Below are 25,090 nucleotides of genomic sequence, written 5' to 3'. Positions count from 1 at the left end.
CCCCCCCCCCAACCGAGGGGAATGTAAACACGATTACCGAGAGCACACAGCCCAGAGCCGCCATCCATATGGCAGCCTCCCGGCTGTGCGGAGCCGGGAGGGCGGCCACCACAACAGCCCCGAGGAAAGGCCACACAAAGGCAAGAGCTGCCAGAAAGACTGCGGCTTCCATGCCAGCGCTCATGTGTTGCTCCCTCCGCCAGCCGGACCTGTGCGCCTGCCATGCCGCCCGGCAGCACGCACGGCAACAAGGCGGGGCATAATGCGGTGGATACACATCCCCCCCAGCAGCAACACCACAGCCCCGGCCAGCGCAGCTACACCCAACACCACAGGCTGGCGGCCCAGTACAGCAGACAGCAGTACGCCTTCAATACAGGTCAACAGCCCCGCCCATTGCCAGACCATGCTCTGGCGGCACACAACAGCCACTAACCCCGCAACCATGGTACACAACCCTGCGGGAAAAACCGTGCTACCCGCACGCCCACAGGCCAGCAGAAGCAGCACCATAAGCCCCAGCGCAAAAAAAGGAACAGCAGCGCCACTGCGCTCAAGCGTGGCGTCATGCTGATAACGGGCCAGAAAAACCTGCGGTGGTATGGCAAACAGCAATGCCAGACCGGCCCCGACCTCCTGCAACGGGGCAAGACCATCCACCAGCATGGCAAGGGCGGTCACGACCCCTACCAGCAGCAGAAAACCCACACCCCGCGCAACAACGCACAAAGCCACGAGTGGCACAAGAATGGCGAGCAGGGTCATGGCGACATATCCTCCACCCCAGTGGTGGCGGCCTGCGCGCCCTCCTGCACAGTGGCCGATGCGGTACCCGCCTCGCGCATATCCTGCGGCGGGTGGGCAGACCATGTAACCTGCAAGGCCAGCACACCAAGCAGAAAAATACTGACAAGCCGGACACGCGCCAGCCGTAAGGGTGGCAGCACAACCAGCCGGACAAAGGCCAGCAGCAAAGCGGCAAACAGGAGTTTGCCGCCCCAGATAGCAAAATCAGCAATACACTGGCTCAACCACGGCTCCATTGCCCCGTCATCCGGCAAAGCAAGAACTCCGGGCCATGCCATATCCAGCGCCAGCACAACCCACGCCATCTGCACGCAATCCGCAGCCCATAACCACATGGCCCGTTCTGGCCCGGCCAGCAGGGCCAGCTGGTGGTCCTGCACAGGCCATGCCAATGCGGGCACCAAAAACAGGGCAACCCCGGCCAGCACGTAAGGTGCGCCATCCGTCACGGGAGAAAGCCCATGCACCGTGGCCAGAAAGTCCGAAAAATCACGTGCTCCGCAGAGCAGAAAAACCGGCACCAGCGCAGGGAGCAGCAGCAAAGTCCCCAGCATGGCGCGCGCACCCTGCACCGCCCCAAGCCCGCCACCAAGCACACAGGGTACATTCAGCAACACAAGGGCCAGAACCAGCACACAGCAGATCAGCAGCAGCCCCGGAGCGGGGAGACCCGGCACAACAAGCGTAAATGCGGGCGTTAAGCCACAGCCCAGCACCGCCAGAACCAGTGCGCCCGCACAGGCTAGCGCGCGCAGTGTTCCGGCCCCACCTCCCAACCGGGGGCGGCGGAACTGGTGGCCAATGTCCTGCCAACGCCCCATGACGGGAAAAGAGGACACACCAGACAACCGCCCAGACACGCGGCCGATTAGGCCCGTCAGCCACGGAGCAGCCATGACCATGGCCAGTGTTTGCAGCATGGCAAACGGCAAAAAGAGAAAGGCCCAGCCCAAGGGGAGAGAATGCGTCATTTACCCACAAACAGCCCCGCCAGCAGCCCCGCCCCCATCAGGAGCAGGATAAGAACCATACCCTGTGCCTCGCACCAGCCGACGGCCACAAACAGGCTCCTGCGCCCGTAGCGCCACAAAACCGTACCACGGCGGAACAGGGCGCTCCCCTGCCCCCGCCCGCGCAAAGCCGTAACAGCCGCAGGCGTGGAAAAAAAACCACGCCACGCGGACCACAGTGGCAGGGCATCCACCACGGTGTGTCTCTCTGCCTGCGTAACAGGTGTGGCTACGTCCTGCTCACACAGCGGGGCACCCTGCCGCCATGGGGCAACCTGCCGCGCCACTGGAGCCATGGGTACAAAACCAAACAACCGCACAAGCACACCCGTAACCAGCAAAGCCAACCCCACCCCCACCAGAACCAGCAGAGGGGTCAGGCTGGCCGTATGCCCAGCAAAATGCACGGCAAGCATGTCCTGCCATGTGGCGGGCGGCAGAGGGGGGCCTACGACCAGATGGTCCGCCACAAACAACCAGACACCGGGCAAAAATGCCAGCACACAGGACAGCAACGCACAGACCCACAAAGGCAGGACCATGGCAGACGGTGTGCCCGCTCCCTGCCCCTGAGCGGGCAGGAACATCAGACCCGCCCGCACCAGCCCGGCATTGAACATGCCCTCAAGGGCTACAAAAAATACCATCAGCACAACGGCCAGCAACGCCATGACCGGCTGCGTCGCCTCCACCGAATACTCGCCCCCGGCCAAGGCCGTCCATAGAACGGCAAAGCCACCGCATGGCGGCAGTATGGAGCACTGGGCCAGAAGCCCCCACAGCAGCCACCGGCTACGGGTGGCACTCATCAACCCCGCAGCCCCGCCAGCGTCATGCTGTTGGGCAAACCACAGCAGCCCCAGAAGTGCAACAACAGGCGCGCCCATGCCCAGAATGACCGTTGTACGAAACGTGTCTGCCCCACCCAGAGGAGAGGCCAGAGCCAGCACAAGTGCAAACACCAGCATGCCATACCAGCACGCCGCCAAACCCGCCACCAGTGCCATGCCCTGCTGGCTGCGCATGGCCTGCGCCAGCCCTGCACACGCCACACACCCCCCACACAGCAGCAGCACAGCCTGAGAGAGCAGAGGCAACTCCCCAACCTCCGCCAGCAGACGGCCAAGCAGGAACAGGCCAATACAGGCAGGCAGAACAGCCAGCGGGCCGCGCTGGACGCAAACCGCCCACCCTACAAGCAGCACCATGACCCCCAGCAACGGCACGGACAGAGCACTGTCAGCCGGAATACAGGCGGGGAGCACCGCAAAAGGCAGGCATAAACCACGCTTGCCACGCCCGCAGAGCAGCACAAGCGCCGTACCCGTAAACAGACCAAACACCAAAGGAGAAAGCGCCAGCACACCCAGACAGGCCAGCACGCAGGCAACACCCGCACGCCCCCGCCCCACCAGCGCTCCTACGCAGGCCAGAATGGCCAGCATGGGCAAGGATGGTCCATCCGCCCCGAATACAGGGAACCACCCCAGTTCCCCTTCCACCCGAAAAGAGGCACCACCCAGCGCCAGCCCGCCAGCAAGGACCCATAGCCCCACCAGAATTTCGGCCCGCCAGAACGCCACCCCACGCAAAAGCGCGTTGGGCACGACCGCAAAAACACCCAGCCCCACCAGCACCAGAAGCAGGCCACAAAGAATGATAGAAAGAAGAATGGAACCCGGCCCCAAAGACAGTGAACACAAAACCGGCGGATAACACCATGAGTGCAGGCACAATACAATCTGTTCAGCCACGCACCACCGTGGTTAGGACGTTTTTCCCGCTCTGGGCGCTCCTGCCATACCGGCTGCGGGCAGGCGTATGCGTGCGAACCACCCTTTTTTAAGCTGCACTGGCAAAGACAGGGCCGAATAAATATCCGGCACGGCCTCAACCAGAATAAGACTCCCTCCGCCCGGGCAAAGCACCTTGCCCGCAATATCCATCCGCCTGCCCCGCCTGAGCGTGCGGCACGCCTGACTGGCTGGCAAAAACACGGCCTCGTCCCATTGTTCGGCACGTAGCATGGCCCCGGCCAGCACCTGCCGCAACTTGGAGCGCGTAAACGCCGCATCCCGCGCAAAGGGTGTACGCCGCAACCGTGCCCGCCCCCCCAGCCGACTGGGGACAACCATAAGCAGCCGCCCATCATCCTTGAGCACGCGGGCAGCTGAGCGGAGCAGGGTCAGTGGATTTTCCCGCCCCTGCAAGGCATGCACGAGCACAATCCGGTCAAACTTCTGCTCCTCAAACGGCAGACCCGCCGGGTCCACAACACATGTCTGGCCATGCTGCAACGCCATATCCACCCGGCCACTGCCAAGGCATGCCCCTATCCGCAGGGTCGTGCTATCTCCCAGCGTATGCAGGTACGGCATGGCCCCGCCAGAACCAAGCCCCAGAACGGACTGGTTTGCCAGCTCGGGCCAGAACCACCGCAAACGCTCGCCCAGCAGGCTTACACACACCCGGCCCGATGGAGTCCCGTAAAAGCTTTCTTCGCGCAACGTGGCATTCTGCATGGTTCATGCCTATCATATGTTAGCCAACCAAAGCCATGACCAGCCCCCAACCAGAGCACGAGGCCCCCATGCCCCTTACCATCCGCGCCATCCCGGTTCTGAGTGACAATTACGCGTGGTTCGTGCGGGATGAGGCAACCGGCATAACCGCTGTTGTGGACCCCGGCGAAGCCACAGCCATAGAACGCGTACTGGAAAAGGAGGGCGGCAGGCTGGACTTTATTCTGCTGACCCACCACCATCAGGACCATATTGGCGGCACAGATGCCCTGCGCGCACGCTACAATGCCAAAGTGGCAGGCCCCGCGGCCGAGCAGCACCGCATGCCCCACCTTGATCTGGCCCTGAATGATAATGACCGGATAGAACTTGGCCAAAGTGCCGGGCAGGTTCTGGCCATGCCGGGGCATACGCTGGGGCATATTGCCTATTATTTTGACCACCCCCCTGCCCTGTTCTGCGGGGATGTGCTGTTCAGTCTGGGGTGTGGTCGCCTGTTTGAAGGCACGGCGGAGCAGATGTTTGCAAGCCTTGGCAGGCTACACAACCTGCCAGAACAGACCCTTGTGTGCTGCGGGCATGAATACACAGCCTCCAACGCCCTTTTTGCCCAGCATGTGGACCCCGACAACCAGGCTCTGGCCGCCCGAACGCAGGAGGTACGCACCCTGCGCGACAAAGGCTTGCCAACCGTCCCCTCCACACTGGGGCAGGAGCGTGCGACAAACCCGTTCCTACGGGCAGGTTCCGCACAGACCCTTGCCAGCCTGCGCAAGCAAAAAGACGTTTTTTAACAACCCGCTATATGCCTGTACCGGGGCTTTATTGCGCAGAGGCAGCACTGTTGTCAGGCTGAACCAGCCGTACAACCGGCAGTAGCTGCTCCAGCGGCATCGCGCCCATATACACATACCCATTCCGCGCCGAGAGCGACAGAACAAGCTTGCCGCCGGACCTGTCCCCCCGGTCGATCATGTCTTCCAGCATGTCCTTAAAGGCCGCCGCCTGTTGGGGAGGCAGGATTTTTTCGGGGTGCAACCGCTCCAAAAAGGGCTTCCAGTCCCTGACCGTAAGCCAGAAATCCCCGGTCACAGCCGTAGCATGGCCACCACGCACATGCCCTGTCACCCCCAGCCTGAGGCCGTTCCAGTCCGCCGAGGCTTTTTGCACAAGCAGTTCCGGCCAGATGGCCTGCCCACTTTCCTCCTCCTCCTCCAGCACACGCAAACGCTCATATGGGCCGGGCATGGAAAAGGCAGCCTTGACGTTCTCCAGATGCTGGGGCCACGTGGGAACACTCATCTGCGCAACGGAGAGGGAAAGGCCCAGCACACTGGCCTGAAACGTGGCCTGTGTGTTCCACAACCATTCGCCCTGCACATTGGTCATGCTCACGCCCGAGGCGTGCAAATGCACAAAGGGGGCCGTAAAGGTGGCCCGCCCGGCAGGCCACGAGCGCACAGGCAGCACAACAGCCACAGGGCTGCCCTCAAGCACAAACACACGCCTGTCTTCCACGCCATCATGCTCATACGGCACACTCAGGGACTGTGCTCCCCCCAGTTGCATGCGCACCTGCATGGGGTGCCATGGCACGGCCTCCAGCGTAACAGTGCTGGCCGTGTATTCCACTGCACGTGGGGCAGGCCCGGCATGTGTGCTGGGTGCGCAGGCCACCTGCACCCCACGCAGCACCAGCCTGCTCCGCAAAAGCCCCCCTGCGTGCTGCCGGCTCTGGTAAGCAATCTGGCACAAACCGGAAGGATGGGTGACAAGCTGGTTCAGATACTGCTGGCTCTTCCAGTTAAATACACCCAGTCCGCCGCCAAGCAGCAACACCGCCGACAACACGCCAAGGGCCGGTTTTACAAAGTGCTTCATCCCCACCTCAAATGGCAGTCTTCCGCCTGTCGCGCAAAGTTATCCACACCCCCATAACCTGAGTGGACATCCCCCGCCTGATAACGGCTTACCCTTTACCACGGCCAGTTTTGTCGACAAAACAAAAGCGCACATAAAACAAAAAACACCCTTTTGAAGTAAGGATATTTTGAAAAATCCTTATCAGGAACCCTTGGCGCAGGCAAAAGAATTCAATCCGATTTACTTTGATCCCGCCAGTAAATCCAGCCGTTTTACTGCCACACCCCTTTTGTGGAGCCGACCATACTCCACAAAGTTATCCACAGAGTGGAGGACTTTATCCCCTTCCATACCCTGTCTGTCAGCACGTTTACTAAACCCAATCCTGCTCCAGCGCACGCCAGCTTTTTTCAATCTCTTCGAGCAGAACAGTCCTTTTGGCAGGGCCAACAGCGGGGCCTATGCACACGTGCAGAACACCGGGCCGTTTGACAAACGCATTCCGCCCCCAGAACAGGCCGGAATTTGTCGCTACGGGAATAACCTGCAAACCGGTATGGCTGGACATGGCGGCAATACCGGGTTTGAGCGCCACCTGCTCCCCCGGCAGGGTGCGTGTTCCCTCGGGGAAAATAACAATCTGGCGGTTGTCCGCAACGGCCTTGTCCGTCCCGGCCAGCAGCAGGCGCAAAGCCCGGGCTCCGGCTGCGCGCTCCACAGGCATCATGCCCGTCAACACCAGCATGGGGCCTAGCAGGGGAATACGGGTTAACTCCCCTTTCATCACATAACACGGGCGGGGGAGGAGGAGCATCCACACCAGCGTGTCAAACGCGGACTGGTGCTGCGATGCAATAAGGGCCGGGCCAGACTTTGGCAGATGCTCCAGCCCGCTAACACACACGCGCACCCCACAGATGGCGCGGAATAGCCACAGGACCAGCTGTGACCACAATCTGGCGTAAGCCAGCGCACGCCCGGGCATGAACCAGCGAATGGGCAACGCGCCAACGCCCATGACCCCGGTCAGCACAAAAGCCACGATATTAAACATGACGGAACGTAGAACAGCCATAAAAACCAACCCGTTACACCCAGCACACCAGCCCTTGCCCCGCCATGCTGGCCACCCAGAAACCACGACTCCGGCAAGGAAAACCATACAAAGCCAGAGCAGCCATACCTGTTGCGTCTGGCCTATGGCCCGCTATGGCTGTATAGCAAACCAGCACTTTGCATAGAAAGACAGGATAATATGAGCGACTACAAGGTAAAGGACCTCTCGCTGGCCGAATGGGGTCGCAAGGAAATTTCCATTGCGGAAGGCGAAATGCCCGGTCTCATGGCGCTGCGCGAGGAATATGGCGCAAGCCAGCCCCTTAAAGGCGCACGTATTGCAGGCTGCCTGCACATGACCATCCAGACTGCGGTTCTGATCGAAACGCTGGTCGCTCTTGGCGCTACCGTGCGCTGGTCTTCTTGCAACATTTTCTCCACGCAGGACCATGCGGCTGCGGCCATTGCTGCGGCTGGCATTCCCGTGTTTGCATGGAAAGGCCTGACAGAAGACGAATTCAACTGGTGTATCGAGCAGACCATTCAGGGCCCCGATGGCTGGACCCCGAACATGATCCTCGATGACGGCGGCGACCTGACGGTCATGATGCATGACCAGTACCCCGAACTGCTGGCGCAGGTTAAGGGTCTGTCGGAAGAAACCACGACAGGTGTGCACCGTCTGTGGGAAATGCAGAAAAAAGGCACGCTGAAGGTCCCCGCCATCAACGTGAACGACAGCGTTACCAAGTCCAAGTTTGATAACCTGTACGGCTGCCGCGAAAGTCTGGTGGACGCCATCCGCCGTGGCACCGACGTCATGATGGCTGGCAAGGTTGCCGTTGTTGCCGGTTATGGTGACGTGGGCAAAGGCTCCGCCGCCTCCCTGCGCAATGCAGGCTGCCGCGTGCTGGTAACCGAAGTTGACCCGATCTGCGCCCTGCAGGCCGCCATGGAAGGCTACGAAGTGGTCACCATGGAAGACGCCGCACCGCGTGGGGACATTTTTGTTACCGCAACCGGCAACGTGGACGTCATTACCGTTGACCACATGCGCGCCATGAAAAACCGCGCCATTGTGTGCAACATCGGCCACTTTGACTCCGAAATCCAGATCGGCGGGCTGCGCAACTTCACATGGGACAACATCAAACCGCAGGTTGATGAGGTGGTGTTCCCCGATGGCAAGCGCCTGATTGTTCTGTCCGAAGGCCGTCTGGTCAATCTGGGCAACGCAACCGGCCACCCGTCCTTTGTCATGTCCGCGTCCTTTACCAACCAGACACTGGCCCAGATCGAACTGTGGACGGCTCCGGAAGGCAAGTACGAGGTCAAGGTTTACACCCTGCCCAAAAAGCTGGACGAAAAAGTTGCAGCCCTGCATCTGGCCAAGGTTGGCGCGCAGCTGAGCAAGCTGAGCGAAACACAGGCCAAATACATTGACGTTCCAGTCAGCGGCCCCTTCAAACACGAAGAATACCGCTACTAAGCCTGCCTGAACGGCTGCCGGGGGCGCGGAACTGCCTCCCCGGCAGCTTTTCTTCAAATGTAAGCGCTCCGTTGCACGCAAACACCTGCAACAACGCGGCACACACGCCCCTCTCCCCCGCAAATACCACGGCCAGTACATACATGGCCTTTTAACCCCGCCCCCTGCCGGGCCAAGGGTAATGCCTTGCGGGCATCGGCCCCAAAACAGCAATGCACAACGCGGCTCCTTGCGCTACACTGCGCGCGGCATGGCCGTGCACACGCACGACTTTACGCAAAACTGTCTCTTTGCTGACAGATTTATCAGGCTACCCTGCCAGACAAGACCACACGGCCCATAACAAAAGGATTTTTGAACATGAGCATTTTTGGTTCCATTCTGTCCGCAATTTTTCATCACGCCAAAGCCGCAACGCCCGATACGACCTCCCCTGCCAATGCCAACCTGCAGGCCAGCGCGGCAGCAACCGCCGCCCCCGGCACCGTGCCCCCGGCTGGCTCCCCCGTAAATGTTGACGCAGTTCTGAGCAGCCTTGCCGCACAGAACGGGCAGAATCTGAACTGGAAAGAGTCCATTGTGGACCTGCTCAAGCTGCTGGGGCTGGATAGCTCGCTCGATGCACGCAAAAAGCTGGCAGCAGAACTCGCCTACTCCGGCAATACCGAAGACAGCGCGAGCATGAACATCTGGCTGATTAAAGAAGTCCGCCAGAAACTGGCAGAAAACGGCGGGAAAATTCCCGCAGGTCTGTAAGACCCCACCCCTCCGGCACACCATTCTGGAGGGAGGACTAAAGTGCTTTAACCCTGCATGGCGTGCCTGTGCAGGGTTTCTGCATTTTTAAGGGCATCAGCGGGCTGGGTAGTTGCATAACCCGCCGTATCCACCACCACCACAAACAGACCCGCTATGGAGGAGATGACCCTGTCTTTGCGCAAAAGGGCTGCAAAGCGGCGGTCCACTTTAGCTTTCTGCTCATATTCGGCATCAAGCAGACCATGCCGGTCAATAAACACATTCAATGATGATGGAATGCGGATACACCCCTCAGAGGCTGTATGCCCGAGCCGCTGCTCCAGATAAACCGGGTCTGTTGCATGCATTTCCAGCCGGATCTGCACTTTATCCCGGCTTGGCTGCCACCCTTTTTGCGCCCATTGCCAACCAAAATCCCACACGCGCATGCCGGTGGTACCGTTGCCCATAATGCCATTTTCGTTCTTGGTGCCCAAAGCCCGGTAACCAAGACGCTGCGCCGAATTGGGAAAAACCCCGGTAGGCGTAATGTAATAATACTGCCGACCTGTTGTGCCGGTAGATACTCTGGTGCTGCCTATGACCTGCCAGTCCGCACTGTTGCCCGGTAGAGCCAGAATCAGGCACAGGCGTTGCACTTTAGGGTTGCGGTCCACCACAACAAGCACCTGTGGCCGGTCCACCACAATGCCGGACTGCTCAAGTTGCTGCTTGGCCAGCGCCACCCATGCCGCTTTATATGCAGCAGATACCGCCAGAGCGACTGGCACTTCATGCCGGAAGGCCAAGGTGAGCGCCCAGGCCTCCTGCCGCGCTTCCTCCTCCCCAATTGCTACAACCGGAGAAGCGCCCTGTTCGGCAGGATGGGGGAAAGATGTTTGTGGAGCACCTGCCTGCCCCGCATAATCGGGGTCAAGGCCACTATCCCCCACCGCATCTGGCTGGGGGCTGGGCTGTGTGGCGGCATAAGCCTGAGAGAGCCCCCCTGCGCCATGCCACCATACGCCGGGCACATCGGCCATGGCCAGAAAACTGCCAGCCATAGCCGAGCAGACTGCCAGTTTTCCAATCCTGCACATACATGCTCCCCCGTAGGCAACTACGGGGGAGAGTATGGCATTGGTCCTAACAATAAGAAAATTATCAGATGTTGATGGCGCGGTTATCTGCACCCAGTGCAGCTTCCTTAACCGCTTCGCTCAGGGTCGGGTGCGCGTGGCAGACGCGGCCAATATCCTCGGCCGATGCACCAAACTCGATCGCCATTGTGGCTTCAGCAATCAGTTCACCTGCTGCGGGGCCAATAATATGCACACCCAGCACACGGTCTGTCTGCTTGTCTGCCAGCACTTTGACAAAGCCATCCGTCATGCCCAGAGCGCGGGCGCGACCGTTGGCAAGGAAGGGGAACTTACCGGTTTTGTAAGCAACGCCCTTGTCCTTGAGCTGCTCCTCCGTAAAGCCGACAGAGGCCACTTCTGGCCATGTGTAGATCACACCGGGAATAGCGTCGTAATTGACATGCCCCGCCTGACCGGCCAGCAGTTCGGCCAGCGCCACGCCTTCCTCTTCCGCCTTGTGGGCCAGCATGGGGCCTGCAATCACGTCCCCAATGGCATAAATACCGGGGACATTGGTGGCGTAATGTGCGTCCACTTCCACGCGGCCACGTTTGTCCAGCGCAATACCGGCTTCTTCCAGCCCCATGTTCTTGCTGGCTGCCGTGCGACCAACAGCGACCAGAACCACGTCGGCTTCCAGTGTTTCCACAGCACCACCGGCGGAGGGCTCTATGCTGAGCACCACGCCTTTTTTGGTTTTTTCAGCTTTGGTCACCTTGTGACCCAGCTTCATTTTAAAACCCTGCTTGGTCAGCAGTTTCTGGAACTGTGCGGCCACTTCATTGTCCGTGCCGGGTACCAGACGGTCAAGGAATTCAACCACAGTCACTTCCGCACCAAGGCGGTGCCACACACTGCCCAGTTCCAGCCCGATCACGCCGCCGCCAATTACGACCAGCCGCTTGGGGACCTCGGACAGTTCCAGCGCACCCGTGGAGGTGACAATCACCTTTTCATCCACCTCAATACCCGCAAGGTTGGCGCTATCACTCCCGCTGGCAATGATGATGTGTTTGGCGGTCACCGGCTTGCCATCCACACTCAGCCGCCCCGTGCCTTCCACCTTGCCGTGACCCTTGAGCCAGGTGATGCCGTTTTTCTTGAAGAGGAATTCAACGCCCTTCACATTGGCACCCACAATGTCGGCCTTGCGGGCCTGCATCTTGGCCAGATCGAGCTTAACGCTCTCAATCAACACACCATGGGCTGCAAAGTCATGCCCAGCGGCGTGGTAGTTTTCCGAGGACTGGAGCAGCGCCTTGGACGGAATGCAGCCAACGTTAAGGCAGGTGCCGCCAAGAGTTGCGCGTTTTTCCACGCAGGCCACCTTAAAGCCGAGCTGTGCGGCACGAATAGCGCAGACGTAACCACCCGGCCCCGCACCAATCACCACGACATCATAATCCGTCTGCGCCGGGGGGGCTGCCTGTGCCTGCGCCTTGGGTGCAGGAGCCGCAGCGGCGGGTGCAGGCTGCGCTGCGGGTGCGGCAGTCTTGCCTGCCGCTCCGGCTTCAAGCAGGGCCAGAACGGCGCCAACTTCTACCTCGTCCCCTTCCTTTACCGCGTGGTTTTCCAGCCGACCGGCAGCAGGTGCAGGCACTTCCACACTCACCTTGTCCGTTTCCAGCTCCACCACCGGTTCGTCTTCCCTGACTGTCTCACCCGGCTGCTTCAGCCACTTCCCTACCGTGGCGGTGGTTACGCTTTCTCCAAGGGTGGGTACTTTAATTTCGGTCGGCATGGGTCTTGTCTCGCTCACGTTAGGGTCTGCAAAAAAGGAAAGGCCGGAGAGCCGCATATATGCTGCCTCCGGCCTGTGCCAGTGTCAGATCAGACGTCAATCAACAGGCGGCGGGGGTCTTCCACATTCTGTTTGAGGCGCACAAGGAAGCTGACAGCCTCCTTACCATCCACGATGCGGTGATCGTAGGAGAGGGCCACATACATCATGGGGCGAATAACCACCTGACCGTTTACGGCAACCGGGCGTTCCTGAATGGAGTGCATGCCCAGAATACCCGACTGCGGGGAGTTCAGGATCGGGGTGGACAGCAGAGAGCCGTAAATACCGCCATTGGTGATGGAGAACGTACCGCCGGAGAGTTCATCCAGCTTGAGCGTACCTTCACGCGCAGCCTTGCCAAAACCTGCAATGGTTTTTTCAATCTGGGCAAAACCCATTTTATCCGCATCGCGGATAACTGGCACAACCAGACCATTAGGGCCACCAACCGCAATACCAAGGTTGATGAAGTCGCGGTAAATCACGTCCTCGCCGTCAATTTCGGCGTTAATGGCGGGGAATTCCTTGAGTGCTGCAATAACCCCACGGGAGAAGATGGACATGTAACCCAGCTTCACACCATGTTTTTTGACAAAGCTATCCTGAAATTCAGCACGCAGCGCCATGGCGCCGGACATGTCGATCTCGTTGAACGTGGTCAGCATGGCTGCCGTGTTCTGCGCTTCCTTCAGACGGCGGGCAATGGTGCGGCGCAGGCGGGTCATCTTCACGCGTTCTTCGCGCGGGTCATCCTTGCGGGCAGCCTTGGGCGCTGCTGCGGGGGCCGCCGCCTGTGGCTGGGACAAAAAGCCCAGCACATCGCCCTTGGTAATACGCCCACCAAGGCCACTACCCTGACCAACCTGCCCTGCGTTCAGACCATTTTCCGCCATGATCTTGCGTGCAGCAGGCAGAGCGGCGGCTGAATCAACTGCGGGGGCAGCGGGTTTGACTGCGGGTACGGCTGGTGCTTCCACCTTTTTTTCCGGTGCGGCGGCCTTGGCTGCGGGGGCTGCCCCTGCCTTGCCGGGTTCAACGGTTGCGAGCAGGGCTCCTACCTCAACCTCATCCCCTTCCTTGACTGCCTGCGGGCCAAGCACACCTGCCTGAGGGGCTGCAACTTCCACACTGACCTTATCAGTTTCAAGTTCAACGACCGGCTCGTCTTCCTTGACCGCATCGCCGGGCTGCTTCAGCCATTTGGCAATGGTTGCCGTGGTCACGCTCTCGCCCAGTGTTGGTACCTTGATCTCGACTGACATCCTGTTCCCCATTCTTCTCAAGAAAGCTCCTGTGTGGGGCAATGGTTTTTCCACACAGGATTTTTCTTCCGCGTAAGGCGGACAATTTTTCTAAAATTCCAGACCCTGCTCAGCGTGCGGCCTTGAGCCCAAGGGCACGCTCCACCAGATCCGCCTGTTCGGCAGCATGAATGCGGGCCAGACCCGTAGCCGGGCTGGCAGCAGCGGCACGCCCCACATATTGCGGACGACCGGCCTTATGGCCTGCCCGCGTCAGGGATTTTTCAATACGCCGATCCACAAAATGCCACGCGCCACCGTTTTCCGTTTCTTCCTGACACCAGACAATGTCGGCCTCAGGATAGCGCTTTAGTTCGGCTGCGAGTGCTGCTTCGGGGAAGGGGTAGAGTTGCTCCACACGCACGATAGCCACATCCTTGATGTCTTTTTCGCGCCGGGCGGCCAGCAGGTCGTAATAGACCTTGCCCGAGCAGAGCACCACGCGGCGGACCTTGGCATCCGGCCCCAGTGCATCGACTTCCGGCAGAACGGGGCTAAAGCGCGTACCCGGCCCAAAGTCTGCCAGAGCGGACACAGCCAGTTTGTGCCGCAGCAGCGATTTGGGCTCCATCAGCACCAGAGGCTTGCGGTAATCCAGCTTGAGCTGGCGACGCAGGGCATGGAAGTAGTTGGCAGGCGTGGTAATGTTGCACACGAACATGTTGTCTTCAGCACAGAGCTGGAGATACCGTTCCAGACGGGCGGAGGAGTGTTCAGGCCCCTGCCCTTCGTACCCATGGGGCAGCAGCAGCACCAGACCGGACATGCGCAGCCATTTGGTCTCGCCCGAGGCTATGAACTGGTCAATAATAACCTGTGCACAGTTGGCAAAGTCCCCGAACTGCGCCTCCCACAGCACCAGCGTTTGCGGGTTGCGCACGGAATACCCGTATTCAAACCCAAGCACGCCGTATTCGGACAGCAGCGAGTTCCAGATTTCGATCTTTGCCTGATCAGCCTGAATATGATTGAGCGGTGTGCAGGGCGTCTGGTTGACCTGATCGGTCCATGTGGCATGGCGCTGGCTGAAGGTGCCACGCTGGCAGTCCTCACCCGACAGGCGCACACGGTGGCCTTCCAGCAGCAGGGAGCCAAAACCCAGAGCCTCACCCGTTGCCCAGTCAAACCCCTCACCCGCGCTGAACATGCCACTCTTGGCCTTGAGCTGGCGCGCGATCTTGGAATTCAGGTTAAACCCTTCGGGCACCGTGGTAATGGCCGTGCCGATTTTTTGCAGCACATCAAGGGCCACACCGGTTTCGGGCCATGCCTGTTCGGGCTTCTGCCCCGGTGCGGTCAGCCCTTTCCAGCCACCTTCCAGCCAGTCCGCCTTGTTAACCTTGTAGGACTCGGCGGCCTTGTAGTCGGCCTCCAGCCGGTCCTGGAACGCATCCCACTGGGCCTGCGCTTCGGCCTCGGTCATCACACCGGCTTCGACCACGCGGCGTGCGTACAGGGTATGAGGCGTTTCGTGGCTGGCAATGGCCTTGTACATGACGGGCTGGGTAAAGACCGGCTCGTCCGTTTCGTTATGACCATGGCGGCGGTAGCAGACAATATCGAGCACAATGTCGCTGGCAAAAGCGTGCCGGTAATCTGCGGCAAGGCGTGAGGCATAGATAACAGCCTCCGCATCATCCCCATTTACATGCAGGACCGGAGCTTCAATGGATTTGGCAAGGTCCGTGCCATACACGCCCGAATGCCCACATTCCGGGTTGGTAGTAAAGCCGATCTGGTTGTTGACCACCATATGGATGGTCCCACCCGTGCGGTAGCCGGGCAACTGGGACATGGCAAAGGTTTCGTACACAATGCCCTGACCGGCAAATGCTGCATCACCATGGATAACAATGCCCATGCTGCCACTACGGTTTTGCGTATCGCCTGCATCATCCTGCGTTGCGCGGACCTTGCCCAGCACAACGGTATCCACCGCCTCCAGATGGGAGGGGTTGGGCAGAAGGGAAATATGGACCGAACGCCCATTGACCTCCACATCGGCAGAAGAACCCAGATGGTATTTGACGTCCCCCGAGCCTTCCACGTTGTCAGGCTTGAAGGACCCACCTGCGAATTCGTTAAAAATGGCCACGTAGGGTTTGCGCACCACGTTAACCAGCGTGTTCAACCGGCCACGGTGTGCCATGCCAATGGTGACAGAGCCAACACCCTGCCCGGCGGACTGGTCTACAATGGCGTGCAGGGAGGGAATGGAGATTTCTCCCCCTTCCAGCCCAAAGCGCTTGGCACCCACATAACGCTTCTGGCAAAAAGCCTCGAACCCTTCAGCTTCTGCCAGATTTTTGAGAATGCTTTTGCGTTCGGCTACGCTGACATTTTGCTGCCAGTTATCGCCTTCCAGCCGGTTGCGGAACCATTCACGCTGCTCGCTATTACGGGCATACAGATATTCAGCCCCGATATTACCGCAGTAAACACCACGCAGGGCGGCCACAACATCTTTAACGCTGGCTGTGCTGCGCCCCTTAAGCAGGGGTTCGAGCAAGGAGCCAATAAACACCTCGCGGCTCAGGTCCTTGGGGCCAAAGCCATAGGTCTGCGGGTCCAGCTCCGCACGCGGGGCGGGAACCTTGAGGCCCAGCGGGTCCAGCGTGGCTTCCAGATGGCCAAATTCGCGGTAGGCGCGCACCAGCCGGGCAATTGCCAGACTATCCTGTGCTGCAAGCCCGCCAGCGGGACCGCCCTTGGCCGGTGGTGGTGGCTCTTCCCCCGTAATAATGGACGGGCGCGGTGCCCAGGAAGCGCCAAGCGCGTCATGCAGTACGGCCGCCTCGTCATCCCCCAGCGAGCTGAAGAGAATATCGAAGGAGGGATCTACACTTTTTGGATCCTTGGCCCACTGGGCATACAAATCCGCAAGGTACGCGATATTGGCACCGTTCAGAGCGGTTGCCAGCATATCCGATACCGCCATCTCACATTCCTCCCTGTCGCGGGGTGCTCACGCGCCGCAGACCAGATGTTGTGTCACACTCCAACGTAAGCCGGACCATCTTTTCCTTCACCCCACCCATACGGCGAGGTGCCCTTGATATCCCTTGCCAGAAGCAGACAGCCCCCGGCCTCTTTCTGTCTCAAGAGCTAGACCGGCCATGTGGCCGTAACAAGGGCACCGCCTGTCACGCTCTAGCGAGGCTGTGCGCCGCCTGTGCCGCCTGCGCGCCATGCTCCAGCCAGCTTTCACTGCCCATTTCCGCCAGACGGGAGGCCGTGCGGGCAAATGCATCCGACCCCTCACCCTCGGTAAACAGTTTGTCAGGTGCCGCCGCAGCCGAGGCAAACAGCAGGTTTCCGTTATCGTACAGGGCGTCAATGAGGGTAATAAAGCGCCGCGCCAGATTGGCCTCGTCCTGCCCCATGAGGGGGATATTGTCGATCACGACAACGGGAAAACGCTTTGCCAGCGCCAGATAATCGTTCGGTCCCAGCGGTTTTCCACACAAAGAGTTGAAATCGAACCGGCAAACCGGCCCTGCCGCCTGCTCCACCACAAAGCTGCGACCAATAAACTCCAGCGTAACCGGCGCAACACTGGCCGAGGCCGCCTGATGCGCAAAAATACGGTCGAGCGTTGCGTGGGCCTGTGCATTGGCAGGCACCAGCCATGTCTGGCGGTCCTGCTCACGCCCACGCCGGTAATCACGCGGCGAATCCAGCTCGATCGTATCCAGCTCCCGCCGGATGATGGCAATAAACGGCTTGAAGGCATCTGCCCCCGGCCTATTCTGAAACAGTTGTGACGGCTCGGTGTTGGATGTGGCCACAATTACCACACCGTCAGCAAACAGAGCCTCGAACAGGCGGCCCAGAATCATGGCGTCTGCAATATCGTTCACCTGGAACTCGTCAAAGCACAAAAGCTGCACACGCGCGGCAATGGCTTTGGCAAGGGGGGGAATGGGGTCCGCCATACCGGGGTTGGCCGCCTTGAGGGCATGCAGCTTCTGGTGCACATCCTGCATGAAGCGCAGAAAATGGATGCGCTCCTTAAGCCGCACGGGCGCGCAGGCAAAAAACAGGTCCATGACCATGGTTTTGCCACGCCCCACACGCCCCACAATATATAGTCCGCGCGGGCAGGCCTGTGCGGCCTGTGCTGGCTGGCTCATCAGCTTTTTGGCCAGACCGGCCAAAAAGCCGCGGCTCCGGCCTGCGGCTGGGGCTGCCTGTGGCGCGCGTTCGGGCATGCTCGCCAGTTCACGCCACAACTGGTCCAGACGTTCGACCACACGGGCCTGATCCGGATCGCTCTTTATGTCCCCGCCAGCAATACGCTGCCGGTAAACTGCCAGAGGCCCCTGTGCGGTCGCAGCGGAGGCCCCGCTCGTGTTCATGTCTGTCATAATTCTGCCCGATAACGGCTTGATGGCTCTTTAAGCAAGCACCATCACCTCTCCTAACCGTGTCGTGACAAGGCAGGAGCGCTCTGGTGCTGTTGATGGGTCCATCATACCCATATCGGAGTCTTCGTCATGACTGACTGGAACGCTTATCGCGCTAATATGCAAAAAAATGTCAAAGCGCTGGCGCAGTTGACCCCCAATACGCTCAAAGGGTTGCAAACGCTGGAAACACCGCTGCCCGAACTCCGGCATCTGGATGCCAAAACGCGTGAACTCATCGCCCTTGCCGTGGCTGTGACAACCCGATGTGATGGCTGCATTGCCGTACATTCCGCCGCCGCCCGCAAGGAAGGAGCAAGCAAGGAAGAAATTGCCGAGGCACTGGGTGTGGCCGTAGCGCTCAACGCTGGCGCGGCTCTTGTCTATTCCAGCCGGGTGATGGAAGCGTTCGACAGCACGGAAGGTTAACCCGGCCCTTCGGCACGGCAGGGGTGCACGCCCCGCCTACTCGGCCTGCGCCAGAGGCAGCGTGGGCATGCCGTGCCCGCCGGGTTTGAGCACCCACAACCGCTCGCCCCGCTCCTGCCGGTCCGTAACAACCCGAACGCCACTGCCCAGAAAAACTGCCTGCGCCCCCGCATGCCATGCCGTAAAACGGTCAAGCCGGACAGGCACATTCAGGCATGACACCCTGAGTGGCGCAACGCTGAGCACCAGATCAGCCTGCGCGCACAGGCTCTGCGGCAGGCTTGCCCGACCGTCCGATGGATCATGTATCCGCACAACCACCTCATGCCCACGGCGGAGCAGGACGCAGCTTCCCTCCGCCCCTTCCTCCCCACAGATCAGGCTGCCATCGGGGTTCTCCACTTCCTGCGCGGCAGCGGTGGAAAACGCCACAACCGGCAGCGCCAGTGCCTGCGCCCATGCCGCCGTTATGGCGCGCACGTCACGCGCATGCCCCATGACCAGCACAGCCGTGCGGTCACGCACACCAACCAGTTGGGCATCCGGGCTGACCAGAATATCAGGCTGTGGCGCAAGCCACGGTGTGAGCGTGCCACACAGCACGGCACAGGCACCCCACCACCGCCAGTTGCCGCGCCACAGGCACAACCAGCATAAGCCCAGCAGAACACAGCCAAGCCCCCAGCCCGGCATGGCAGGCACGGCAATGCTTGCCCCCGGCCAGCCTGCCACCTTATGCGCCAGCCACAGTACACCGCACACACCGGCATTCATCATGTGCAAAAACGGGGCATCGGCATAGAATGGCATGGCCAGCAGCGCCAGCAACCCCAAGGGCATAATCCACACCCCCATCAGTGGTACGGCCAGCAGGTTGGCCAGCACAAAAAACGGCTGCACAACGCCAAAATGCGCCATAACTACCGGCAGGGTCGCCGTGCCTGCCAGCAGGCTGGTCAGCACCAGCATGGCGCCATGCCGGGCACAGGCATGGCCCGCCCCACGCAACCCGGACAGGCTACGGAGCAGGATCGGGTGCAACACCTCATACCCCGCCACAAGCGCCATAACGGCTGCCATGGACATCTGAAAAGCCACATCCAGCACAACCTGCGGGGCCAGCAGCAGCATAAGGGTGGCCGCCAGCGCCAGCCCACGCATGGACACAGCCCTACGCCCGACAACAAGCCCCAGCACCACAATGCTGGACATCATCCAGCTTCGCTCGGCTGGCAGGTGCGCCCCCGTAAGCAGGACATAACCACCGCCCACCACCCATGCCACAACGGCGGAAATAGCCTTGCAGGGCCAACGCAGGGCAGCATATTGCCACGCCGCCAGCACCAGACGGCACGCCAGCATGGCCGCCCCCATGACAAGACCAAGGTGCAGCCCCGCCACCGCCAGCAGATGCGCAAGCCCGGAGGCCGCAAACTCCGCCCGTATGTTTTGCGGCACCGCGCTGGCCCTGCCATCCAGCAGCGTGGCCACGACCGACCCGGAAGCACCGGGCAGAACATGGCGTATCCGTGCATCCACCAGTACCCGCAACCTGTCCACCGCAAGCCAGAGGCCGCTCTGCGGGTGTTGCAGGCCGGGCTCCACCTGCACCGACTCCAGCGCGTAACCACTCCCCGCCTGCCCGGCAAACCATGCCTCGAACTGCCTGTCCCGCCCACCGGGCAGGGCCGGAAAAGGTGGAGGGCGCACCATGGCGCGCACACGCAGGGCATCGCCGGGTGCTAGCGGGGTCGAATCCTGCACCGCCAGACGTATGTCCAGACTACGGCGTAGAGGGCGCATGCCATCATCCACAAAATCCTGCATGACGGCATCCACCAGTGTAACGTGGCGCACCGGTTCCCCCTGCCCTGCGGGCGCGGGATAATAGGCCACATCACGCACAACTCCCTGCACCTCAACCGCCCGGCGCGGCAGTTCAGGCATGGCGGGTTGTGTATGCGTAGCAAGCCATGCTGCGGCAAACCCCACCACCAGTGCCGTAACACCCCCACCGCCCAGCCGTGCGACAAGAGTGTGCGGCCAGTACAGGCTCACCCCAAGCCCCAGCGCCGCCACCCCTGCCGGGAGCACACACCCCACACCGCCCCCCGGCTCGCAGGGCCACTGAAAATAGGCAAGCGCGCCCAGTGCGAGCAGCACCGGCACCCACAGCACAAGCCGCCTGTGCTCGCCAGCAAACAACACCATGACAGACATCGGGTTCAGCATATGGCCCCTTGCGCCCGCGCGTGATAAAGACACGACCCATGACGACCATCCGCACACGCTTCGCTCCGAGTCCGACAGGCCTGCTGCATATTGGCAACGCCCGCGCAGCCCTGTTCAACTTCCTCTTTGCCCGTCACCATGGCGGTCAATTCCTCCTGCGTATTGAAGATACCGACCGCGAACGGTCCACCCAACAGGCTGTAGATGTTATTTTTGCAGGTCTGGAGTGGATGGGCATTACGCCGGATGAGGAACCCGTGTTCCAGTCCACGCGGGAGGCACGCCACCGCGAGGTTGCGCTGGAACTGCTTGAAAAAGGTCTGGCCTACAAGTGCTACTGCACGCCAGAAGAACTCAAGCAGATGCGCGAAGACGCCACAAAAAACGGCCTGCCCCCGCGCTATAATGGCCTGTGGCGCGACCGCGACCCCGCAGATGCCCCACAGGGCGCACCCTACGCGATCCGCATTAAAGCCCCGCGTGAGGGCGAGGCGATTATTGACGATCTGGTGCAGGGCGAAGTGCGCGTCGCCAATGTTGAGCTGGATGACATGATTATCCTGCGCTCCGATGGCACACCCACCTACCAGCACGCCGTTGTGGTGGATGACCACGACATGGCCATTACCCACGTCATCCGTGGTGATGACCACCTGACCAACACCTTCCGTCAGGCCATGATCTACCGCGCCATGGGCTGGGACCTGCCGCGCTTTGGCCACCTGCCCCTTATCCATGGCCCCGATGGCGCCAAGCTGTCCAAGCGCCACGGCGCACAGTCCGTGGTGGAATTCCGCGACATGGGCTACCTGCCCGAAGCCCTGTGCAACTACCTGCTGCGTCTGGGCTGGGGACACGGGGATGCGGAAATCCTCTCCCGCGAAGAACAGATCAAGCTGTTTGACATCGATGGTGTGGGCCGCGCGCCCTCACGCATGGATTACGCCAAGCTCGACCACATCAACGCCGTATGGCTACGTCAGGCCGATGACGTACGCCTGAGTGACGACGTAATGGAACGCCTGAAAAAAGTTGATGGCGTGACCGTAGACGAAACCACACGTGCGCGCGTGCTCTCCCTGATGCCGGGGCTGAAGGAGCGCGCCCGCACTCTGGTTGAACTGACCGAGAACGCCGCCTTCCTTGGTCGCCATGTGCCCCTGCCCATGAACGCCAAGGCCGAAAAACTGCTCACGCCCGAAGGCCGCGCGCTGCTGGGTGAGCTGGCACGTGATCTGGCGGTGGTTGACCCCTTCACCCCCGAAAACATTGACGCCGCCCTGCGCGCCTTTGCCGAGCGGGGTGAGCACAAACTCGGGCAGGTTGCCCAGCCGCTGCGCGCGGCAGTAACCGGCTCCAACTCTTCCCCCGGTATTGATGCCACCCTGCACGCGCTGGGCCGGGATGAGACACTGGCCAGAATAGGAGCCGTACTGCATGGCTAGCTTTCCCGGCCGCCACACCCGGCATCTGCTCGGGCTGGAGGGCATGACGCCAGACCAGATCGAGCCGCTGCTGGATCTGGCCGAGAGCTATGCCCTGCTCAACCGCTCCCGCAAGGTCCCGCGCGACGTGCTGCGCGGGCGCACGCTGATAAACCTGTTCTTTGAGGACAGTACGCGCACGCGTACGTCCTTTGAGCTGGCAGGCAAGCGGCTGGGGGCGGACGTGATCAACATGTCCGTCGCCCAGTCCTCGGTGAACAAGGGGGAAACCCTGCTGGACACCGCAGCCACACTCAACGCCATGCGCACCGACCTGCTGGTGGTCCGCCACTCCCAGTCCGGCGCACCCGCCCTGCTGGCGCGCAAGGTGGAAGCCTCGGTCGTGAACGCGGGCGATGGTATGCACGAACACCCGACACAGGCCCTGCTGGACGCACTGACCATCCGCCGCCACCACGGCACGCTCGGTGGTCTTAAGGTCGCCATCTGTGGGGATGTGGCCCATTCACGCGTGGCGCGCTCCAATATTCACCTGCTGACCACCATGGGTAGTTCGGTCCGCCTTGTTGGCCCGCCAACACTGGTGCCAGGCAACCTTGGCCAGCTTGGGGTGGATATCCACCACAGCATGGAGGACGGCCTGCGTGATGTGGACGTGGTGATGATGCTGCGCCTGCAACGCGAGCGTATGTCCTCCGGGCTGATCCCCAGCGCGCGTGAATACTTCCGTTTTTTTGGTCTGGACCGCAGGCGGCTGGACCTTGCGCACAAAAACGCGCTGGTCATGCACCCCGGCCCCATGAACCGGGGCGTGGAAATTGACAGCTCCGTTGCCGATTCTGACCAGAGCGTCATTCAGGAACAGGTGGAAATGGGCGTGGCCGTGCGCATGGCCGTGCTGGACCGCCTTACTCGCAGCAGGCAAACCCCATGACCACCGTTGTTTTTGACAATGTCCGCCTGATCGACCCCGTATCCGGGCTGGACCAGCCCGGCCGCCTGCTGGTTGAGAACGGGCGGATTACAGGCACGGACAAGCCCGGCGCACAGGGTGCGCCCGAAGGCGCTACCCACGTGGACGGACAAGGCGCTGTGCTATGCCCCGGTCTTGTGGACATGCGGGTAGAAATTGGTGAACCCGGTTATGAATACCGCGAAACCATAGCCTCCGCCACGCGCGCGGCCTCTGCAGGGGGCATTACCACCCTTGCAGTGCTCCCCACCTGCAAGCCTGCCATTGATAACCCTGCCCTTGTACGCATGCTCCGCTCCCGTGGGGAAGAAACCGGGGCCGTGACCATTCTGCCCTATGGTGCCTTAACCAAAGGGTGTGAAGGCAAGGAACTGGCCGAAATCGGCCTGCTGCACGAGGCTGGGGCCGTTGCTTTTACCGATGGTAACCGCGCCATAGACCCCTCCCGCCTGATGCGGCTGGCGCTGGCTTATGCCAGCGGGTTCAACGCCATGGTGGTCCAGCACCCCGAAGACCCGTCTCTGGCGGGTTCGGGCTGCGCCACGTCGGGCGCGCTGGCCACACGGCTTGGGCTTGCGGGGATTCCCACCGCTGCCGAATCGATCATGATCGCGCGGGATATCCGTCTGGCCGAACTGACCGGCGGCCGCCTGCACTTTGGCCATGTCTCCACCGGGGAAGGGCTGGAACTGATACGCCGCGCCAAGGAACGGGGACTGAATGTTACGTGTGACACAGCTCCACCGTATTTTGACCTGAACGAAAACGCGATTGGCGACTTTAGAACATACGCCAAGTTCTCCCCCCCACTGCGCAGCGAGGAAGACAGGCTGGCAGTCTGCGCCGGACTGGCCGATGGCACGATTGATGCCATAGCCTCCGACCACCACCCGCGTGATGCGGATGACAAGCGCCTGCCTTTTGCACAGGCGGCAACAGGTGGCACTGGCATGGTCACCTTGCTGGGTGTCACCCTTGCACGTGTGCATGACGGTACGCTGAGCCTGCCACAGGCCCTTGGTCTGCTGACCTACCGCCCCGCCAGACTACTGGGTGCAGAAGGCGGAACGCTGGCCGTGGGCGCTGCCGCAGACCTGTGCCTGTTTGCCCCCGAGCAGAGCTGGCTTGTAACCGCAGGCAAGCTGGCCGGGCGGGCCCAGAACACCCCCTTCGACCGCCGCCCGCTTGAAGGCCGTGTGCTGGGCACATGGAAAGCCGGGCAGCGCGTATACGAGGCAGATGCGGCATGAGCGGGCAACTCCCCACCTACGTGCTGTGGCTCATGGCGGCCATGGCGTTCATGGGTTATGCGCTGGGTAGCGTGCCATTCGGGCTTATCCTGACCAACCTTGGTGGTGCGGGCGATCTGCGCAACATTGGGTCAGGCAATATTGGTGCCACCAACGTGTTGCGCACCGGGCGCAAGGACCTTGCCGCAGCCACCCTTGGGCTGGATGCGGCCAAGGGTTTTCTGGCGGTGCTGATCGCGTGGGTCATGACCTCGCCGGATTATTCCGACCATACGGCCTCCCTTGCGGCTCTGGCGGCTGTGGTGGGGCACTGCTTCCCCGTTTTTCTGGGTTTTCGTGGGGGTAAGGGTGTTGCAACCGGGCTGGGCGCGCTGCTTGCCCTGTCCCCCATTACCGGGCTTGTGGGGTGTGCGGTGTGGCTGAGCGTTGCCCGGATCACACGCATTTCCTCTGCCGGGGCGCTGGCCGCATTTGTAGCCATGCCGGTTGTTATTCTGGCACTTTATGGGTTTTCCTTTCAGGCCAGCCCCAAGCCTATGGCTACATTGCTGATCAGCCTGCTGGTCCTTGCCCGCCACCACGAAAACATTGGCCGTATTCTACGGGGTACCGAGTCCCGCATTGGCCAGAAAAAGGACTGACCG

General features: G+C 61.0%; 20 protein-coding genes and 1 pseudogene. 8 read left to right on the top strand and 13 right to left on the bottom strand.

What is annotated here, in order from left to right; translation table 11 throughout:
• The 5 genes and pseudogenes from HK26_RS05320 to HK26_RS05300 all read right to left on the bottom strand — a co-directional run.
• A pseudogene (locus HK26_RS05320) lies at positions 1-184 on the bottom strand (hypothetical protein); the annotation flags it as partial.
• Positions 181-765, bottom strand: a complete 585-nt coding sequence (locus HK26_RS05315; protein ID WP_025827239.1) for a hypothetical protein — start codon at positions 763-765, stop codon at positions 181-183. The gene HK26_RS05315 and the pseudogene HK26_RS05320, both read right to left, overlap by 4 nt.
• Positions 762-1,778: a hypothetical protein gene (locus HK26_RS05310; protein WP_086638818.1), complete on the bottom strand. Its 1,017-nt coding sequence runs from the start codon at positions 1,776-1,778 to the stop codon at positions 762-764. The genes HK26_RS05315 and HK26_RS05310 overlap by 4 nt, the downstream gene beginning before the upstream one ends.
• Complete coding sequence (locus HK26_RS05305) at positions 1,775-3,571, bottom strand: hypothetical protein (protein ID WP_257640867.1); 1,797 nt, start codon at positions 3,569-3,571, stop codon at positions 1,775-1,777. Before HK26_RS05305 ends, HK26_RS05310 begins: the two co-directional genes overlap by 4 nt.
• A gap of 12 nt (positions 3,572-3,583) precedes the next feature.
• Positions 3,584-4,339, bottom strand: a complete 756-nt coding sequence (locus HK26_RS05300; protein WP_086638817.1) for a methyltransferase domain-containing protein — start codon at positions 4,337-4,339, stop codon at positions 3,584-3,586.
• 68 nt (positions 4,340-4,407) lie between these two features.
• On the opposite strand from HK26_RS05300, the gene gloB reads away from it, so the two are divergent.
• On the top strand, positions 4,408-5,133 hold the full coding sequence (gloB, locus tag HK26_RS05295) for a hydroxyacylglutathione hydrolase (protein WP_086638826.1): 726 nt from the start codon (positions 4,408-4,410) through the stop codon (positions 5,131-5,133).
• Between the two features lie 28 nt (positions 5,134-5,161).
• Here the strand turns inward: gloB and HK26_RS05290 are convergent, their stop codons facing one another.
• Both HK26_RS05290 and HK26_RS05285 read right to left on the bottom strand, forming a co-directional pair.
• Positions 5,162-6,220: a DUF2125 domain-containing protein gene (locus HK26_RS05290; RefSeq protein WP_086638816.1), complete on the bottom strand. Its 1,059-nt coding sequence runs from the start codon at positions 6,218-6,220 to the stop codon at positions 5,162-5,164.
• A gap of 355 nt (positions 6,221-6,575) precedes the next feature.
• Positions 6,576-7,277 carry a lysophospholipid acyltransferase family protein gene (locus HK26_RS05285; RefSeq protein ID WP_086638815.1) on the bottom strand — a complete coding sequence of 234 codons (702 nt, stop codon included), beginning with the start codon at positions 7,275-7,277 and terminating at the stop codon, positions 6,576-6,578.
• Positions 7,278-7,457: 180 nt separating this feature from the next.
• Between HK26_RS05285 and ahcY the strand changes: the two genes are divergently transcribed.
• Positions 7,458-8,747, top strand: coding sequence for an adenosylhomocysteinase (ahcY, locus tag HK26_RS05280; RefSeq protein ID WP_086638814.1), 1,290 nt, complete (start codon positions 7,458-7,460; stop codon positions 8,745-8,747).
• A 360-nt stretch (positions 8,748-9,107) separates the two neighbouring features.
• Complete coding sequence (locus HK26_RS05275) at positions 9,108-9,503, top strand: DUF3597 domain-containing protein (protein ID WP_086638813.1); 396 nt, start codon at positions 9,108-9,110, stop codon at positions 9,501-9,503.
• A 47-nt stretch (positions 9,504-9,550) separates the two neighbouring features.
• Here the strand turns inward: HK26_RS05275 and HK26_RS05270 are convergent, their stop codons facing one another.
• The 5 genes from HK26_RS05270 to zapE all read right to left on the bottom strand — a co-directional run bounded on the left by HK26_RS05270 (position 9,551) and on the right by zapE (position 18,078).
• Positions 9,551-10,585: a L,D-transpeptidase gene (locus HK26_RS05270; RefSeq protein ID WP_257640866.1), complete on the bottom strand. Its 1,035-nt coding sequence runs from the start codon at positions 10,583-10,585 to the stop codon at positions 9,551-9,553.
• 64 nt (positions 10,586-10,649) lie between these two features.
• Positions 10,650-12,368 (bottom strand): dihydrolipoyl dehydrogenase, encoded by a 1,719-nt coding sequence (lpdA, locus tag HK26_RS05265; RefSeq protein ID WP_086638825.1) that lies wholly within the window; start codon positions 12,366-12,368, stop codon positions 10,650-10,652.
• 89 nt (positions 12,369-12,457) lie between these two features.
• Entirely contained in the window at positions 12,458-13,672 is a 1,215-nt protein-coding gene (gene odhB, locus HK26_RS05260; RefSeq protein WP_086638812.1) for a 2-oxoglutarate dehydrogenase complex dihydrolipoyllysine-residue succinyltransferase, read from the bottom strand.
• Positions 13,673-13,781: 109 nt separating this feature from the next.
• Complete coding sequence (locus HK26_RS05255) at positions 13,782-16,649, bottom strand: 2-oxoglutarate dehydrogenase E1 component (RefSeq protein WP_086638811.1); 2,868 nt, start codon at positions 16,647-16,649, stop codon at positions 13,782-13,784.
• 205 nt (positions 16,650-16,854) lie between these two features.
• Positions 16,855-18,078 carry a cell division protein ZapE gene (gene zapE / locus HK26_RS05250; RefSeq protein WP_086638810.1) on the bottom strand — a complete coding sequence of 408 codons (1,224 nt, stop codon included), beginning with the start codon at positions 18,076-18,078 and terminating at the stop codon, positions 16,855-16,857.
• Positions 18,079-18,207: 129 nt separating this feature from the next.
• On the opposite strand from zapE, the gene HK26_RS05245 reads away from it, so the two are divergent.
• Positions 18,208-18,546: a carboxymuconolactone decarboxylase family protein gene (locus HK26_RS05245; RefSeq protein WP_086638809.1), complete on the top strand. Its 339-nt coding sequence runs from the start codon at positions 18,208-18,210 to the stop codon at positions 18,544-18,546.
• Positions 18,547-18,582: 36 nt separating this feature from the next.
• Here the strand turns inward: HK26_RS05245 and HK26_RS05240 are convergent, their stop codons facing one another.
• Positions 18,583-20,778, bottom strand: a complete 2,196-nt coding sequence (locus tag HK26_RS05240) for a ComEC/Rec2 family competence protein (RefSeq protein ID WP_086638808.1) — start codon at positions 20,776-20,778, stop codon at positions 18,583-18,585.
• A gap of 38 nt (positions 20,779-20,816) precedes the next feature.
• Between HK26_RS05240 and gltX the strand changes: the two genes are divergently transcribed.
• The 4 genes from gltX to plsY are packed head-to-tail and all read left to right on the top strand — an operon-like array spanning position 20,817 to position 25,087.
• Positions 20,817-22,223: a glutamate--tRNA ligase gene (gene gltX, locus HK26_RS05235; RefSeq protein ID WP_086638807.1), complete on the top strand. Its 1,407-nt coding sequence runs from the start codon at positions 20,817-20,819 to the stop codon at positions 22,221-22,223.
• Positions 22,216-23,157 (top strand): aspartate carbamoyltransferase catalytic subunit, encoded by a 942-nt coding sequence (locus HK26_RS05230; RefSeq protein ID WP_025827260.1) that lies wholly within the window; start codon positions 22,216-22,218, stop codon positions 23,155-23,157. The genes gltX and HK26_RS05230 overlap by 8 nt, the downstream gene beginning before the upstream one ends.
• Complete coding sequence (locus HK26_RS05225) at positions 23,154-24,446, top strand: dihydroorotase (protein ID WP_086638806.1); 1,293 nt, start codon at positions 23,154-23,156, stop codon at positions 24,444-24,446. Before HK26_RS05230 ends, HK26_RS05225 begins: the two co-directional genes overlap by 4 nt.
• On the top strand, positions 24,443-25,087 hold the full coding sequence (plsY, locus tag HK26_RS05220; RefSeq protein WP_086638805.1) for a glycerol-3-phosphate 1-O-acyltransferase PlsY: 645 nt from the start codon (positions 24,443-24,445) through the stop codon (positions 25,085-25,087). The genes HK26_RS05225 and plsY overlap by 4 nt, the downstream gene beginning before the upstream one ends.
• The last annotated feature ends 3 nt before the right edge of the window (positions 25,088-25,090 follow it).

Origin of the sequence: Acetobacter okinawensis (assembly GCF_002153655.1) — a bacterium.
GTDB classification, from domain to species: Bacteria; Pseudomonadota; Alphaproteobacteria; order Acetobacterales; family Acetobacteraceae; genus Acetobacter; species Acetobacter okinawensis_A.
This window is presented reverse-complemented; position numbering and strand designations above follow the sequence as displayed.